This is a genomic window from Arthrobacter pascens (assembly GCF_030815585.1).
GTDB lineage: Bacteria > Actinomycetota > Actinomycetes > Actinomycetales > Micrococcaceae > Arthrobacter > Arthrobacter pascens_A.
Genome location: NZ_JAUSWY010000001.1, coordinates 3,345,438 through 3,361,455, shown reverse-complemented (window position 1 = coordinate 3,361,455; position 16,018 = coordinate 3,345,438). Strand labels below are relative to the sequence as shown.

Here is a 16,018-nt window from a genome sequence, read left to right as displayed (position 1 = left end):
TGGCTCAAGATTCGGGACGGGCTCTCCGCGCCGACCCGCGGCGCGGGCCGTGCCCTGGAACACTGGCCGATGGGTCCCGCGAGGCGGTCCCTAGACGGCCGTTTCCCGGTGCCCGCTGAATGCAACCCGAAGGGCGTCCCGGAAGGTCAGCCGGCTCCTCCGGCTGACCACGATCACGGCGGACAGGCCGGTCAGCAGGACGACGGTGCCGCCGGCGGCCACGGACCAGCGCGCGCCGAATTCTGTGCCGATCCACCCCATCAGGGGCGCCCCCAGGGCAGTCCCGCCCTGAAGCACGGCCAGGTACAGGGCCAATACGCGCCCCCGGAACTGCGGCTCCACCGACAGCTGGATGCTGGTATTGCAGCTGTTCAGGAAGGTGATGGATGCCAGGCCCACAGGTATCAGGACGGCCGCATACAGCCAAAAGGACGGCGACACGCTGCCAACCAGCGTGAAGAACCCCAACCCCAGCGCCCCGCTGAGCAGGAACCGCAGCCGCGGCCCCGACCTGCGCGCTGCGAGCAGCGCACCGGCCAGTGTCCCGACCGCCATGATGGAGCCCAAAAGCCCGAACTCGCCCGGCCCCATCCCGAATTCGGTCGTGGACATCAGGGCATTCGTGATGGGGAAGTTCATGCCGAAAGCTCCCAGGATGCCCACCAGGACAAGGATCAGCACCAGGTCCGGGCGGCGGCGCACGTAGCCCACGCCCTCAACAACCTGATGCTTGCCCTGGACCGCGGGTGAGGCCGGTGCCAGCTCTGAGGTGCGGATCCGGAACAGCGAGATGACGACGGCGGCGAAGCTGGCCGCGTTCAGGAGGAAGACGGGCCCGGTGCCAACCCAGGCGATCAGCACGCCGGCGATGGCAGGACCGGTGAGCCTGGCGGTGTTGAAGGATGCTGAGTTAAGGGCCACCGCATTGGCGACGTTGTCCTGCCCCACCAGTTCGGAGACGAAAGCCTGGCGCGCGGGTGCGTCAATGGCGCTGGCAATTCCGAGGCAGAATGCGGCGACGTAAGCGTGCCACAGTTGGGCGCTGCCAGTCACCACCAGGAGTCCAACGGCCAGCCCGCACAGGCCCATGGCCAGCTGCGTCCACAGCAGGATCGTGCGCTTGCGGTACCGGTCAGCCAGCACACCCCCGTACGGTCCAAGCAGCAGCATGGGAAGGAACTGCAGGCCCGTGGTAATGCCGACGGCGGCGCCCGAATAGTTGGTGAGCACCGTCAGGACCAGCCAGTCCTGCGCCACCCGCTGCATCCAGGTGCCGATGTTGGACACCAGCGCCCCGCTGGCCCAGATGCGGTAGTTGCGGTTCTCCAGGGCACGGAACATGGCGCTCATTTGCCGGCCATCTCCTGCATGATGTGCGCCGCGCGGCTCAGGACGAGCCGGTCCGCATCGCTGAGGCCGGCCACCCGTTGCGCCAGCCACGCCGTCCGCTGGTTTCGGGCCTGCTCCAGCACGGCCCTGCCGGCAGGGGTGATGTCCACCTGGACCTGGCGGCCGTCGTCGGGACGGGCTGACCTGCCCACGAACCCTTGGTCGGCAAGTGCGTTGACAATCCGGGTCATGGACGGTGCCTGCACGTGCTCGCGTTCGGCCAGTTCCCGGAGCGTACGGGGGCCGTTGCCGTGCAGTTGGGCCAATACTGTGTATTGCCCCGGCGTGATGACGTCACCCGTTGCTTCGACGCGGAGCCGGCGGGATGTGCGCATCACTGCCGTCCGAAGGTCGATGGCCAGGTTGTCCGGCTCGATGGGGTTCGACGCCTCCCGGTTCGCCGTTTCGGTGGTGCTCATGATGCCGCTGCTCCTCCTGGCCATAAATGCTTAGCAATGCTAATTAGCTACGCTAACAATTATGCTCCGGGTATGACAGGGCGGCAACTGCCCGAGTTCCTGGGGGCAGCCGCGTTTTGGGCATCCTCGCGGACCTACTGAGGCGTACAGTGACGCTGGTAGGCGTATCCACTAGCTCCGAGTTGAAGGCCAGAGGCCCGGAAGTCATCCGCGACTTACGGAATGCCGCCCCACCCGACGGACGCCACAATTCCCCCCTGATTTCCTGCCTGATTTTGCAGTCCAGAGGAATCTCGCACCCAGGAGCATCGCGGTGCCGGACCCACAGCGTCAACCAACTAAGGATCCAATGCGCAACCGATACGTAATTCCAGCCCTTACCGCGGCCACAGCGCTTCTGCTTTCAGGCTGCGTGGACAACAGCGCCCCGGCCGCCACGGATAAAACATCCTCCTCCGCGGACGCCCCGGTGCAGAAGAATGAGGCCATTGCGGCGCTGCTGCCGGAAAAGATGAAAAGTGCCGGCGTCCTGAATGTGGGAATGGCCAACAATTACCCGCCCAATGAATTCAAGAATGCCGACGGCGCCCCGGCCGGCTGGGCGGTGGACCTCACCAATGCGTTGGGCGAGTCGCTCGGGCTGAAGGTCAACTTTGATATCGGCACGTTCGACAACATTCTCCCGTCCGTCAAGGCGGGCAAGGATGACATGGGGGTGTCGTCGTTCACCGACACGCTGGAACGCGAAAAGCAGGTGGACTTCGTTAATTACTACTCGGCGGGCATCCAGTGGGCCGCTCCGAAGGGGAAGGCCGTGGACCCGGACAACGCATGCGGGCTCAAGGTCGCCGTCCAGGCCACCACGTATGAGGACACCCATGAGGTGCCGGCCAAGTCCAAGGCCTGCACAGAGGCGGGCAAGCCCGCCATCGAGATCTTCAAGTACGACGCCCAGGACCAGGCCACCAACGCCCTGGTTGTCGGCCAGGTGGACGCGATGAGTGCGGACTCGCCCGTCACCCTGTATGCGATCTCCCAGACGAAGGAGAAGCTGCAGACTGCAGGGGACGCCTTCGAAGTGGCGCCGTACGGCATTCCGGTGGACAAGGGGAGCGAGTTCACCCCGGTGCTGCAGAAGGCACTGCAGGCCCTGATCGACGACGGCACCTACACCAGGATCCTGTCCAAATGGGGCGTGGAAAGCGGCGGCGTGAAGACGGCGGCGCTCAACGTGGCGTCGTCGAACGGGTAACCACCATGACTGTTTCCAAGCCTGCCGAGGCGACCCGGCCCAATCCCGCCGCCAGCGGAACTGAAACGCAGGGAGATGCCATTGTGGCCGTTCCCCTGCGCCACCCCTGGCGGATCTCGATCGCCGTCGTGCTGGTGTTGATGCTGGCGCTGTTCATTGTGGATGCCTCGCAGCGGCCCGACTACGGCTGGGCGGACGTGGGCAAGTATCTCTTCGACCGCAGGATCAGCCAGGCGGCGTGGGTGACCCTGTCGCTCACCGTCTATTCCATGGCCGGTGCCATCGTCCTGGGGCTGCTCCTGGCCATCATGCGGCTCTCACCCAACCCGGTGGTCAAGAGCATCGCCTGGCTGTATCTGTGGATCTTCCGCGGGACCCCTGTTTACGTCCAGCTGGTGTTCTGGGGCATCGTGGCGCTGATCTACCCCGTGTTCACCATCGGGATTCCGTTCATGGATCCGTGGATCACCATTCCGAACGGGGTGTTCACCAACCTCTTCATCACCGCGGTGATCGGACTGGCGCTGAACGAGGCCGCCTACATGTCCGAGATCGTCCGCGCGGGGCTGTTGTCCGTGGACGAAGGCCAGGAGGAGGCGTCGACGGCGCTCGCGATGTCGTGGGGCCAGACCATGCGCTACGTGGTGGTGCCGCAGGCCATGAAGATCATCATTCCGCCCACCGGCAACGAGGTGATCTCCATGCTGAAGACCACGTCGCTGGTGGCGGCCATTCCGCTCAGCATCGACCTGTACGGGGTGTCGCGCGGGATCTCCGCGGTGACCTTCACGCCGGTCCCGCTGCTGATCGTGGCGTCCATCTGGTACCTGCTGTTCACCTCCGTCCTCATGGTGGGCCAGCACTTCATCGAAAAGCGCTTCTCCCGCGGCACCGGGCGGCGGCAGGCGGGTCCGACGTCGGACATGGATCCAGCGGTGGCCGCTGTCACTGCGGCGCCGCGGGGCAATGAATTGGGAGGCAAGGGATGAGCACTACAGCAATGGCTAATACGGCAATGGTCCGCGCGGACCGAGTGTCCAAGAGCTTCGGTTCCAACAACGTTCTGCGCAGCATCAGCCTGGAAGTCCAGGCAGGCGAGGTGCTGTGCGTGGTGGGGCCCAGCGGCTCCGGCAAGTCCACCTTTTTGCGCTGCATCAACCACCTTGAAAAGATCGACGCCGGCCGCCTCTTCGTGGAGGGGCAGCTGGTGGGATACCGGCAAAAGGGGGACAAGCTCCATGAGCTCCGCCCCAAGGAGGCAGCGCTGCAGCGCCGGGATATCGGGATGGTGTTCCAGCGCTTCAACCTGTTTCCGCACATGACGGCGTTGGAGAACATCATCCAGGCGCCGATGCGGGTGAAACGCATTCCGAAGGCAAAGGCCTCCCTGCGGGCCAGGGAGCTTATGGAGCGCGTCGGGCTGGCGGACAAGGCGGACCACTACCCGGCGCACTTGTCCGGCGGGCAGCAGCAGCGCGTGGCCATCGCCCGCGCGCTGGCGATGGACCCCAAGCTGATGCTCTTCGATGAACCCACCAGTGCCCTGGACCCGGAGCTGGTGGGTGAGGTGCTGGACGTCATGAAGGAACTGGCCACCAGCGGAATGACCATGATCGTGGTGACCCACGAGATGGGCTTCGCCCGCGAAGTGGCGGACTCCATTGCCTTTATGGACGGCGGCGTGGTGGTGGAGTCAGGCGCGCCGCGTGAGCTGCTGGGCAACCCGCAGCAGGAACGGACCAAGGAGTTCCTGTCCAAGGTGCTGTGAGGGTTTGGCCATAGGCGGACATGAGGGGCGGAAACGCTACGCCGATAGCCTCCGGCGTCCGCTGCTTCCGATTCCAGACGTTTCCAGGAGAGCGGGTTAATCCACTCAGAACCGAACTAGCTTCGGCAGCGAGGTTGGTCACCGTTTCGTTGAGTTAGCTGCCCAAGTGCCAGGTATAGCTGGTGTCGTTCCAATTGACGGTTGCTGAGAACCGGTAACCGGAGGATGAACCGTCGGGGTTAGTCTTGTTGACCGCGATGCACTGGAAGGTGCCAGTGATGGCCGTCAGGTCATCCGACGAACCGCCGCCGAGTGGGGTGCATGATGCAAGGGTGATCGGGCCCGTGAGACGTCCAGTCGTGACACGCTCTTGAGCGTCTTTGAGAACGGAATCCTCAAGGGCGGTGACAATCGCATTCCGCTGCTTTCGTTTGGAGGCATCGGCAGCTTGCTTCGCTGCGGTCGCTCTGGCCGCCGCCGCAGCGGCCTCAGATTCACGCTTCTTCTCGGCCTCGGCGGCCTCAGATTCACGCTTCTTCTCGGCTTCGGAAGCCGTCGCTGCTGCTGCCTGTTCGGCGTTGACCTGATTTGTATGCTGAATACTTAGAACGACTCCGGTTCCCGCAATCAGAACAATCAGAGCGGCCGCGACGATAAGAAAAACTCGCTTGTTGACTTTGGCGCGTAGTCGCTGGGCATTGTAGGGTGCACCGCAATTCGGACAGAATTTTCCAATTGTCTGGTTTTGAACGCTGCATTTAGGACAAACCTTTGTCGGCGGACCTTCAGGATTTTGTTCAGGATCTGCGGCCGTCGTGTCGGAGGTGGCCGAATTTTGCGGGCCGCTGCGGCTGTCCCTCCGTGGTCCATAAGTTGGCTCGATGTTGTCTTCCGACGAATCGTTCACCGTTGGAATATTCATTGTTTGAATCTCCTTACCAATTTCTATAAACCACGCGGAACTCAACTCCAGGGCTCAGCATGTGGCTGCCGACTGACATTTTCTTTTGGTGAACCGAGTGGGGTGCTACGTATGTGGCAGGGGCCCATCGCTACGGCCTCGATCAGGAGACGGAAGTGGTCCCGGTACAAAGAGTGCGCGCCCACCTCAGCACACCTACCGCACCCGAGCCAATCAAGAGGGCGGGAAACTTCGGTGATCTGTCCACCGAGAAGGAGGTGTCTATTTGGTCACGTGGACCACGACAGCTCGATCGACAGATTGCTCGCTGCCAGGCCCATCTATCCCCGTGACGGTCCAGTTGCTGAGCAGCAGAACTGTCTTACCTGTGTCGGAATTGTAAATGACCTTTTTGAACCCCAGGGCGGTTAGATCGTCGTCGAGGGCTTCGGCATTCATCCCCGCCACGTTTGCAGGAATGAGAGCGGTTGTTGGCGCAACTGGTACGGGTGCCGCGGGAACGACCGGGGCAGGTTCAGGTGCTGCGGGAACCACCGCGGCCGGGGCAGGTGTGGCTGTCACGGTTGCTGTCGCTGTCTGCGTCACCACGTGGGTAACTGCAGGAGCCGATTGCGTTGTACCGCCTCCGCCGCAGCCGGCGAGAACCACACACAGGAAGACTCCAGCAGCCAATGCTTTCTTCATTTCCAATTTTCTCTTTTCATTGTCGATCGCTGCCTCCGTTGAAAACATCAAGGCGACGCTTACCTGATCACGCTGAAGGCGAGGGCAAGAATTGTGGATAGTCCGTGTAATGAGAATTTTTGCTGAATTCTCGCTGCACTCATGAGCCTCAACATTGGCTATCAAGTCAGGCTACGACCATTTTTTCCACAATTCGACAAGTCTGTTCTTATTGGCTATTTCCTGAGGCAATAATGCGGAAATACGTGGGAGAAGTTGACGGCGTGCCCGCTTTCCTGCGCAAATCCTCCGGCGGCCGCCTAACGCGGTTGGCCGCGCCTAACGTGAGGCCTCCGCGGGGACTTTGTGCCGGGTTCGGACCATGATTGTGGTGACCCACAAGGTGGGCTTGGCCCGGGGAGTGGCGGACTCCATCGTATTCATGGACGGCGGCGTTGTGGTCGAATCAGGCCCGCCCCGCGAGCTGCTCGGCAACCCCGGCAAGAACGGACCAAGGCGTTCCTGTCAAGGTGCTCTGAGGGACTGGCTTAGGTGTACACGTGGGAGCCGGGAGTGCAGGTAGGATCGGAGCATTGCCGCAGGCCGGCCACAGTTTTGGGGGAAACAATCGTGAGAATCATGCCACTGCGGCGCGCTGCCGGCATAGCCCTGCTGGCCGGGGTTGCGGTGCTGCTGGCACCAGCCCCGGCGCACGCCGAGTTTATCTGCTGGATGTCTGACGACATCCGATATTGCTACGACGACGGCCAGGTCCCCGGAGCCCCTGATCCGGTTCCGGTGGAGGAGCCTCCGGTTGATCCCGCTCCCGTCCCGGACCCTGTTCTGGTGATTGAGCGACCTGTTCAGCCGGCACCGGTTCAGCCGGTGCCTGTCCAACCTGATCAACCGGCGACACCCCAACCCGCAACCGTCCAACTTGCCCCGGCGCCGGTATACCCGGTTCCGGTGCAGGCCTATGTCCCGCGGCAGTACGGCGGACACCAGGCTGCCGATGTCCCGCCCGCCGCGCAGCCTGTCGCCGAAGTGCCGGCGGAAGCTGCACCGGCGGAAGTCCCGCCGTCGGCGGACGCCGCCGCGCCAGTGGCGGACACGGCAGCGGTCCCCACCATCTCAGCGAGCCCGACGGCGGCAGTGTCACCGCCGTCGTCGGCCTCCGGGACTGCCTTGGTAGCCCGCGGGCAGGCCACCAGCACCGAAACCTTAGACGCACTGCCGCTTCTCCTGACCCTCGGCGGGGTGCTCCTTACAGCCAGCCTGGCCTGGTACGTGCTGCCCGTACGCTCGGCGCTGGCACGCTTGGTCGGGGGCCGGCGATGAGCACTCTGCGCGCCGCTGTGACGGCGCTGCTCGCGGTGGCCGCGCTCCTTCTCGCCCCCGTGGTCGGGGCGGTTCCGGCGTCCGCGGACGAAGGGACCATGATCGGCATCGGCATCCAGCCACTGGGCGTAGTGGAAGGGCCGGACGGCACCCTCTATGTCAGCGATTACGACTGGGCGGGCGGCATCAGTGTCTACCCACCAGGGGAGACGCTGCCGTCCCGCACCATCAAAGTGGGGCGCTTCCCGTCGTCGCTGGCCATCACCCCGGACGGCACGCTCTACGTGACTCAGGCCGGCGATTCCGGGCAGGCTGAAATCGGTGTGGTGGCCCTCGGCGCGAACGAGGCGGCCCTGGCGATCAAGGTTTCCTCGGGCCCGCACTGGCTGACGGTGGGACCGGACGGATCGTTGTACGTGGCCAATCCGTCCGAGGACAGCGTGTCGGTGGTCCTGCCGGGGGACGCCTGGATTGAGCGCATCATCCAGGCGGGTCCTTCTCCGGTGGAGGTGACCGTGGCGAAGGACGGGACCGCCTACGCCACCAACGAGCTTGCGGGCACGGTCACGGTGGTGCCCGCCGGCGTGCCCAGCCCCTCACACACCATCGACATCGGTGGGAAGGCCCATCCGCACGGGATTGCGGCCGCGCCCGACGGAACCGTCTATGTGGCAAACATCCTTACGAACGACGTGGCGGTCATCGAGCCCGGCGGCACCACGGTGGCACGGCGGATCCCCGTGGGCAGTGCGCCGCAGGAAGTGGTGGCCGCTGCGGACGGGACGGTGTACGTGACGAACAGTTCGGACAACACGGTCTCGGTCATTCCTGCTGGCGCGGTGGCTGCCTCGGAGGCGGTTCGGACCGGCGAGGATCCCGGCCGGATGGCTGTCCGGGCCGATGGCACAGTGGTGGTGGTGAACAGGGGCGGGAGGTCACTGACGGTGATACCGGCGGCGGCGTCGGCCGGTTCCGGTGCCTCGGCGGCCTCGCCCGGCGCGGAGTTGGGGGCGGCGCCCGGAGCCGAGCCCCCTCTGTCTGCCGCAGACCCCGCAGCGGGCGCTTTCGATTCGGCTGTTCCTTTGGTGGCTGCCGGGGCGGCGGCATTGCTGCTTGGCGGCGCAGTCGCCGTCGTCGTACTGCTGGGCCGGCGGAGGAGGCAGGGCCAAGACATCGTCCCGGCAACCGTCGGGACGATTACTTAGTTAGCCCCGTGGAACAGGTGCGGCTCCTGGGGGAGCACGAGCCCACTTAAATACCGACTTGCCACAGCGCAGCATCCAGATCGCCGGCGCGCCACCCTCGCGAGTCTGCGGCGGCGCGGATCACGGCCGACGATCACCCGAAGCACCGTGTCAAACGCAGGGATTCCGTCTCCCTGGGTGCGAGACGAGACCTATTCCTTGTCCTGTTCCCGTGGCTGTCGGTGTCTGTGGTGCAGCGCGTAGCTGTCAAACACCTCCGACGACGTCGTCCCTGGATGACCGAATTTGCCGCGAAGGACCTCCGCGAGATCGTTTAGCGCTGCATGAAGCATCCGTCCGGCAAACCGGAGTTCCGGGTTTTCACTGTGTTGGGCCTCCGACGCCAGCTGGTGGGCATAGGCAATGGTTGCTGGCAGGGAACCCCTCGGCTCGACTTCGCGGAAGTAGTACGTTTCATGGAACGACAGCAAATCTATGCTGACGGATGCCACGTTTCTGGCCAGTGATTCGAGCAGCCCGGCGGCATGCCGTGGATCCAGCGACGTTACGCCCTCCGGACCTGCCGCTTCCTTGAACAGGTTCAGGTGGTGGGCAACGGCCCGGCGGCGGCTAAGGGCCGGGTATGTTTGCAGGATCCAGGTGACCGTGGCCGTCAGCAACCCGAAACCTGTGACGGCTTGGAAGGCCGCGACGAGTCTGAGCAGTGGATGCGCTGCCACAATTTCGCCGAATCCCACGGTGGAAAGAGTGACCATCGAGATGTAGACCGCTTCGGCGAAGTCGCCCCGCTGTGGCACGCCCTGTTCGTAAACGAAGCCTTGCGGCAGATGTGGCAGGTACAGCAGGGCCCACCCTATGGCTGCCAGGCCTGCCCAGGCGCCGATGACGGCAGCCATTGCCAGGGGTGCCGCGATGGTGGAGGCCCGGCCCCTGGACCTTCTCGACAGGAGCCAGAATCCGCGCATGATCGTCCGGCCCACAGGACCCGAGCCATGCGGATAGAGGAGTGTGTGAAAGACGTCTGCGAGCATCAGCAGAATCAGCCCGGCGCCCACCACTGTCCAGAGCGCGTCCTCGAAGTCCATGCCTCATCTTAGAGGCGCAGTTCTTTGTTCATGCTTTGCGCCGGAGGCCGCCCACATCCGCTTCCGCGTCCGCTGCTGAGCCGGCCGCGGGCTTGAACCCGCCGATGACTATCGGACTCACGTCTTGGGCCATTGGCTGTGCCATCCGTAATGCCAGCATCCCGCCGTTGATGTGCGCCGGGCAGCAGTGCCAAAATGATCGGAGCACCGCAACCGAGTCTCAATGCCGCATGGGACAGGACTGAACGCAGGGTTCTTTCCGCGCAATGTCCTCTACGGACATCGGACTCCTCTCGACAGTCCGGCACGATTGCCGGGCACTTGGGTTCGGCCGTTTCGCTGCCCCAAGCAAAAGACGGCGCCACGTGGGGGCGGCGCGTGACCTCCAGTGGAGGAATGAAAATGCAACAAAGCCAGTGCCGGGACCACCTGAACGTTGTTGCGGGAGGGCCGCAGCTATGACCGCACAGCCCCCGAAGATCCGCCGCCTCCGCGTGCCGGACATCAACGTCGTTAACCACCGGACGCTGAAGAAAGCGCTCGGCGGCACCATCGTCGGCAACACCATGGAGTGGTACGACGTCGGTGTGTTCGGCTACCTGATCACCACCATGGGCCCGGTGTTCCTGCCCGAAGCGGACAAAGCCGTACAGAACCTGTTCCTGTTGGGAACCTTCGGTGCCACGTTTATTGCCCGCCCTTTGGGCGGGGTGTTCTTCGGCTGGCTGGGTGACAAGATCGGCCGCCAGAAGGTGCTGGCCATGACCCTGATGCTCATGGCGGCGGCGACGTTCGCCGTCGGCCTCCTGCCGGGCTACGCAGTGCTGGGCATCTGGGCCGCCATACTTCTCGTGGTCACCAAGCTGATCCAGGGGTTTTCCACCGGCGGTGAGTACGCCGGCGCCACCACGTTCGTCTGTGAACATTCGCCGGACAGGCGCCGGGGCTTCTTCGTCAGTTTCCTGGACATGGGCAGCTACCTTGGCTTCGCCCTTGGCGCGGCTCTGGTCTCCGTTCTTCAGCTGACGCTGGGACAGGACCAGATGGAGGCGTGGGGCTGGCGCATTCCGTTCCTGGTGGCCGGTCCGCTCGGCATCATCGCCATCTACTTCCGGCTGAAGATTGAGGAGTCACCAACGTTCCAGGCAACCCTGGAACAGGAAGAGGAAGCCGCCCGCCATCCTGAGACCGGCGAGGTGATCGGGCCCGTGGGGCCGGTGGGCATTTTCAAGGAGCACTGGCGCAGGATCGTGCTGGCCATGATCCTGGTGGCTGCTGCCAACACGGTGGGCTACGCCCTCACGTCGTATATGCCGACGTACCTGACCACCAACAAGGGATACGACGAGATCCACGGCACGCTGCTGACCATCCCCGTCCTGGTGGTGATGTCTTTGTGCATCCCCTTCACCGGACACCTTTCGGACAAGATCGGGCGACGTCCCGTGCTCTGGATCGGTGCAGTCAGCACGGTGGTTTTTGCGATCCCAGCGTTCCTTCTGCTCTCGATAGGAACCGTTCCGGCCACCCTGACCGGCCTGGCCCTTGTCGCATTCCCGGTCACGTTCTTCGTTGCCAACCTCGCCTCGGCGCTGCCGGCGATCTTCCCCACGGCCCACCGCTACGCGGCCATGGGCATCGCCTACAACTTTGCCGTCGCCATCTTCGGCGGCACCACCCCGTTCATCATCGCCTCGCTCATCCAGGCGACGGGCAACGACATGATGCCCGCGTACTACCTGATGGCCACGTCGGCGATCGCTGCAGTCACCATTTACTTCCTGCCGGAATCCGCCCGGCGGCACCTGCCCGGGTCAATGCCCAGCGTGGACTCGGATGAAGCGGCCCGCGAACTGGTGGCGACGCAGGACGATAACCCTCTTCTGGAAATGGACTCGTTGCCGTTCGACAGCAGCTATGAGGCCGCGAGGGCGGCGCACGCGGAACCTCAGGGGAGGCCGGGGGAGCGCTGACGGAGGAGCGCGCAAGCCGCGGGACGGCGTCGGTGTGGTGACCGCCCAGTGGGGTGCCGCCGTCGTCACGGATGTGCTGGACATAGGGGAGTAGAGAGGGGGTGCCGGCTATGGCCCCCTCCGGACCGGCGCGCCTAGACTGGCTATACCCCAACGCCAGTAAGCCATCCGGCAGTTTGTTCCGCGGGACGAGTCCCTGACCGGGGTCCATCGCAACACTTCACGATTCACGGCGGCTCCTCGGGGCGTGCCGTGGTGGCAAGAGGAGAGCAAGGATGACTGGGAACAAAGCCGTTGCCTACAAGGAACCAGGCAAGGTTGAGCTGATCGATATCGACTACCCAAGTTTCGATTTGAAGGACGGTCCGGGCGTTAACCCGGCGAACGTGGGGCGTTCGGTACCTCACGGGGTCATCCTCAAAACAGTGGCCACCAACATCTGCGGTTCGGACCAGCACATGGTCCGCGGGCGCACCACCGCCCCGCCCAACCTGGTTCTGGGGCACGAGATCACCGGCGAGGTGGTGGAGGTGGGGCCCGGCGTCGAGTTCATCAAAGAGGGAGACATCTGTTCGGTCCCCTTCAACATCGCCTGCGGCCGGTGCCGGAACTGCAAGGAACGCAAGACCGGCATCTGCCTGAACGTTAATCCGGACCGGCCGGGCAGTGCCTACGGCTACGTGGACATGGGCGGCTGGGTGGGCGGCCAGGCCAACTACGTGCTGGTTCCCTACGCGGACTGGAACCTGCTGAAGTTTCCGGACAAGGATCAGGCCCTGGAGAAGATCTTGGACTTGGCCATGCTCTCGGACATCTTCCCCACGGGCTTCCACGGCGCCGTCTCGGCCGGGGTGGGCGTGGGTTCCACGGTGTACGTGGCGGGCGCCGGTCCTGTTGGACTGGCCGCGGCCACCAGCGCGCACCTGCTGGGTGCCGCCGTCGTGATTGTGGGGGACCTGAACGGGGACCGGCTGGCGAAGGCGCGCAGCTTTGGCTGCGAAACCGTTGACCTGACCATGGGCGGGCCGGCGGAGCAGATCGAGCAGATCCTGGGCGTCCCGGAAGTGGATTGCGGCGTGGACGCGGTGGGCTTCGAAGCGCGCGGCCACGGCCACGACGCCAAGGAGGCACCTGCCACCGTGCTGAACTCGCTGATGGAAATCACCGCGGCCGGCGGTGCGCTGGGCATTCCCGGGCTTTACGTCACGGGTGATCCCGGCGGCGTGGACGAAGCCGCCAAGAAGGGCGCGCTGAGCCTGAGCCTGGGCACCGGCTGGGCCAAGTCGCTCAGCTTCACCACCGGACAATGCCCGGTCATGAAGTACAACCGGCAACTGATGATGGCCATCCTGCATGACAAGGTGAGCATCGCCAAGAACGTGAACGCGAAGGCGATCACTTTGGAGGAGGCGCCCCAGGGCTATGCCGAGTTCGACGCCGGCGCGGCCACCAAGTACGTCCTCAACCCCAACGGGTATCTCAGCTGAGCCCCTGCCGGGCCGGGTGCCCGGGCCAGAGGCAGAACGCTGATGAGTCCTCTGCGTCGCGGTCCGGGCACTCCTACAGAACCATGTGGCCTGCGTCGGGGACCCCTGCCCGGACGACGGCGACGGCGGCGCCCGGGTTCCGCCGCGGCGGTCGCCTTTAGGTGTACATGAGGGAGCCGGGGGTGGTGAGGACCTCGCCGGTTTCCAGCCAGGTCTTCAGGCCGGAGAGGATCATCGGCCAGCCGCCGTAAAGCTCCTCGTTGGCTCCTTCGCGGAACTGGTCGTGGGTGACGGTGAGGTGGCAGGAATCGCCCACCGGTTCGATCTCCCACGTGATGCGGGAGGTGCCCTCAGCTTTGACGTTTTCGCCCCAGAGCGCGCGCATGGTCTGGACGAGCTTACGGGGCGGGTCCACCTCCAGGTTCTCGCCTTCGCCGAGGGGGTCCCCGCCGTCGGGAGCCAGCTCAAAACGGCCGCCCGGCGTCCAGTCCGAGTTGACCTTCAGTCGAAGCGGGCCTTAAGCGCGTGCAGGGTCTGGCCGTCCTCCCGGAAGAGCTCGTCGAGGTTTCCACATGTTAAGTACTGAACTCACGGTGCGATAAACGCCCTCAAAGACCGGCTCAAGACTGAATCAAAGTTGTGGCAGGATCGGCGCAATTTCGGTTCCAACGACCACAAGAGAAATAGGATCGTCATCGACACTGTTGCCGGAAGCGAAAGCACACGCTAATTGACGTCCCCTATTTAGCCGATTGTAGTGTCAGTAGGTTTCAGAGAAAGCGAATTGAGAATCGAATGCAGGCAAGAAGTGGCGAAAGTGCGGACGTGGCTACTCAGCGCTGATTGTCGGAGCTTTGACTGCAATTTTCGCGGCTCGAGGTGCGTATGTTTATGGTCTCGTCGGGGCTCTGACAGGCCTTGCGCTTTCCGTGATCTTGACGGGTCTTTACGTGGTAATCACGGGACGCCAGTCCTGGGCCCGGGTCAAGGGAGGGCGCAAGATGGGGGCGGTTCGTCATAGCTCCTTAATGGCATGTCTTTATCGGTGTCATGAGGACCACTTGACTGCTGGCCGGTTCTACGCGAGTTGGGGCTGCCTTGATCCTTCATCGGGGTGCACGGATCAAGGTATGAAGCAATGGGAGGCGCCCGAGTTGGAGCTCAGCAAACTAGTAAATAAATTCTCAAGGGGCAGTGACGTTAGTGTTCCCAAAGATAACTATGGCGAATTCCTTGTTCGCCTTGACGAAGCCACGGAAGCCCTCATTCGTCGACGTGAATCGTTAGGCACCACGATTGACGTTATTACCAGGCTGTATGAGCACAACCTAACTGGGGTGGATTGCTGGACCAAAAGACGGTCGGACCTCCATGAACTGCTCTCCGAAGGAGAGGAGACCGAACTCGACAAGGCGCGGGCTGAGCTCGAAGATGTGGTGCTCAAGATGGAGTCGGCATTCAACGAGCGGACCCAGCGGCTCTTCGCGAAAATCCGACAGATGAATGGCCAGTACCTGGAGATTGAGAAGTCGCTCCTCGAACTCCAAAAAAGTAGCGTAAAACTGCATTCATCGCGGACACTCTCGCAAGAACGAGGGAATCTCAATAAAGCAGTTGCTGGTCTTTCAGGGAACTTTTCTGGATCACCTTCCGTGAACCATGATATTGGCCTGCGTGACGATCTGACGGAAGCACGCGAAGCGATAATTCTCGCGGAAGCCCTCATAGAAGTGAAAGGCGGTTAGTCGTGAACAGCCCTACACAAGAGCCATGGATAATCACGGGCTTCAACTCAGAGCAGTGGCATGAAAGACCACGAGTTTTCAGCGTTTTCCTCGTGACCGCGTTTATTGGATTCTTCGTCTCCCTGTTCCTTCTGCTTCTCATCCCAGGATTTAGAAGCCCTGCTGCAGTACTTCTGTTCGTTTCTACATGTGCCACTATCTGTACTCCGCTCCTGATAGCCGCTCAACTCTCCGTTGAGGAAGCGTTCCTTAGCAGATTCACAGAGAAGGTCAACGGGACGATACTCGAGCTGACGGGAAGCCGAAGCGACTCGCTCACTGCCCGCCAGGTGAGAGCCTTGATCGAGAACGGCGAGGCACTCCCTCTGCTCGTCAATGGGGTTCCCGGATTGGATCTGCGGTTCATTCGGGAACAAGCTTGGGACAAGCGCAAAGCCGATGACCCCCAGCCAATCAGAACAATGTTTACGGTCGAACGGCTTCGTGCAGTGCTTCGGAGCGGCGGGCGTCAGTTGCTGATGGAAATGGCGGGGCGGCTCTCTGTGCTCCTGGGTAACGTTCCCCGCCGTATGTTTCAGGAGTTCCGAGCGAAGGAAATGTTCTCAAATACGAAGGCGGCCAGCCTGGGAACCTATCTTGTCATAACCACAGTTTCCCCGGATTACGGCACGACAAGCTTCGACAGGCTGGTATCGGCTTTGACCGACGCTGGCCGGGCGAAAGGCTAAGATCCCTCGCGGAGATGCCGACGATGGATGCCCCGAAAGAATGC

General features: G+C 63.2%; 14 protein-coding genes and 2 pseudogenes. 10 read left to right on the top strand and 6 right to left on the bottom strand.

Going from position 1 to position 16,018, the window contains the following annotated elements; translation table 11 throughout:
• Nucleotides 1-90: 90 nt before the first annotated feature.
• Nucleotides 91-1,350: an MFS transporter gene (locus tag QFZ30_RS15495; RefSeq protein ID WP_307077681.1), complete on the bottom strand. Its 1,260-nt coding sequence runs from the start codon at nucleotides 1,348-1,350 to the stop codon at nucleotides 91-93.
• The gene (locus QFZ30_RS15490; protein ID WP_307077679.1) at nucleotides 1,347-1,808 is read right to left on the bottom strand and encodes a MarR family winged helix-turn-helix transcriptional regulator; all 462 of its coding nucleotides are present in this window, start codon (nucleotides 1,806-1,808) and stop codon (nucleotides 1,347-1,349) included. Before QFZ30_RS15490 ends, QFZ30_RS15495 begins: the two co-directional genes overlap by 4 nt.
• Nucleotides 1,809-2,157: 349 nt before the next feature.
• Between QFZ30_RS15490 and QFZ30_RS15485 the strand changes: the two genes are divergently transcribed.
• The 3 genes from QFZ30_RS15485 to QFZ30_RS15475 are packed head-to-tail and all read left to right on the top strand — an operon-like array spanning nucleotide 2,158 to nucleotide 4,828.
• On the top strand, nucleotides 2,158-3,060 hold the full coding sequence (locus QFZ30_RS15485; protein ID WP_307077677.1) for an ABC transporter substrate-binding protein: 903 nt from the start codon (nucleotides 2,158-2,160) through the stop codon (nucleotides 3,058-3,060).
• 5 nt (nucleotides 3,061-3,065) lie between these two features.
• Nucleotides 3,066-4,049 (top strand): amino acid ABC transporter permease, encoded by a 984-nt coding sequence (locus QFZ30_RS15480; RefSeq protein ID WP_307077675.1) that lies wholly within the window; start codon nucleotides 3,066-3,068, stop codon nucleotides 4,047-4,049.
• Nucleotides 4,046-4,828, top strand: a complete 783-nt coding sequence (locus QFZ30_RS15475; RefSeq protein ID WP_307077673.1) for an amino acid ABC transporter ATP-binding protein — start codon at nucleotides 4,046-4,048, stop codon at nucleotides 4,826-4,828. Before QFZ30_RS15480 ends, QFZ30_RS15475 begins: the two co-directional genes overlap by 4 nt.
• Nucleotides 4,829-4,982: 154 nt before the next feature.
• On the opposite strand, the gene QFZ30_RS15470 is transcribed toward QFZ30_RS15475, so the two are convergent.
• Nucleotides 4,983-5,750 carry a zinc ribbon domain-containing protein gene (locus QFZ30_RS15470; protein WP_307077671.1) on the bottom strand — a complete coding sequence of 256 codons (768 nt, stop codon included), beginning with the start codon at nucleotides 5,748-5,750 and terminating at the stop codon, nucleotides 4,983-4,985.
• 261 nt (nucleotides 5,751-6,011) lie between these two features.
• Nucleotides 6,012-6,482, bottom strand: coding sequence for a hypothetical protein (locus tag QFZ30_RS15465; RefSeq protein ID WP_307077669.1), 471 nt, complete (start codon nucleotides 6,480-6,482; stop codon nucleotides 6,012-6,014).
• A 310-nt stretch (nucleotides 6,483-6,792) separates the two neighbouring features.
• Here QFZ30_RS15465 and QFZ30_RS15460 point away from each other — a divergent pair.
• From QFZ30_RS15460 to QFZ30_RS15450, 3 genes and pseudogenes are all read left to right on the top strand, one after another.
• A pseudogene (locus tag QFZ30_RS15460) lies at nucleotides 6,793-6,965 on the top strand (amino acid ABC transporter ATP-binding protein); the annotation flags it as partial.
• Between the two features lie 78 nt (nucleotides 6,966-7,043).
• Nucleotides 7,044-7,751 (top strand): hypothetical protein, encoded by a 708-nt coding sequence (locus QFZ30_RS15455; protein WP_307077667.1) that lies wholly within the window; start codon nucleotides 7,044-7,046, stop codon nucleotides 7,749-7,751.
• Nucleotides 7,748-8,956: a virginiamycin B lyase family protein gene (locus tag QFZ30_RS15450; protein ID WP_307077665.1), complete on the top strand. Its 1,209-nt coding sequence runs from the start codon at nucleotides 7,748-7,750 to the stop codon at nucleotides 8,954-8,956. Before QFZ30_RS15455 ends, QFZ30_RS15450 begins: the two co-directional genes overlap by 4 nt.
• Before the next feature lie 191 nt (nucleotides 8,957-9,147).
• Here QFZ30_RS15450 and QFZ30_RS15445 read toward each other — a convergent pair whose 3' ends face one another.
• Nucleotides 9,148-10,041, bottom strand: a complete 894-nt coding sequence (locus QFZ30_RS15445) for a potassium channel family protein (protein ID WP_307077663.1) — start codon at nucleotides 10,039-10,041, stop codon at nucleotides 9,148-9,150.
• Nucleotides 10,042-10,499: 458 nt separating this feature from the next.
• On the opposite strand from QFZ30_RS15445, the gene QFZ30_RS15440 reads away from it, so the two are divergent.
• Both QFZ30_RS15440 and fdhA read left to right on the top strand, forming a co-directional pair.
• The gene (locus QFZ30_RS15440; protein WP_307077661.1) at nucleotides 10,500-12,014 is read left to right on the top strand and encodes an MFS transporter; all 1,515 of its coding nucleotides are present in this window, start codon (nucleotides 10,500-10,502) and stop codon (nucleotides 12,012-12,014) included.
• 275 nt (nucleotides 12,015-12,289) lie between these two features.
• On the top strand, nucleotides 12,290-13,501 hold the full coding sequence (gene fdhA, locus QFZ30_RS15435; protein WP_307077659.1) for a formaldehyde dehydrogenase, glutathione-independent: 1,212 nt from the start codon (nucleotides 12,290-12,292) through the stop codon (nucleotides 13,499-13,501).
• 157 nt (nucleotides 13,502-13,658) lie between these two features.
• Here the strand turns inward: fdhA and QFZ30_RS15430 are convergent.
• Nucleotides 13,659-14,000, bottom strand: a pseudogene (locus QFZ30_RS15430) (SRPBCC domain-containing protein); the annotation flags it as partial.
• 631 nt (nucleotides 14,001-14,631) lie between these two features.
• Between QFZ30_RS15430 and QFZ30_RS15425 the strand changes: the two are divergent.
• Together QFZ30_RS15425 and QFZ30_RS15420 are read left to right on the top strand one after the other, a co-directional pair.
• Entirely contained in the window at nucleotides 14,632-15,246 is a 615-nt protein-coding gene (locus tag QFZ30_RS15425; protein ID WP_307077658.1) for a hypothetical protein, read from the top strand.
• 2 nt (nucleotides 15,247-15,248) lie between these two features.
• Nucleotides 15,249-15,974 (top strand): hypothetical protein, encoded by a 726-nt coding sequence (locus tag QFZ30_RS15420; protein ID WP_307077656.1) that lies wholly within the window; start codon nucleotides 15,249-15,251, stop codon nucleotides 15,972-15,974.
• Nucleotides 15,975-16,018: the final 44 nt, after the last annotated feature.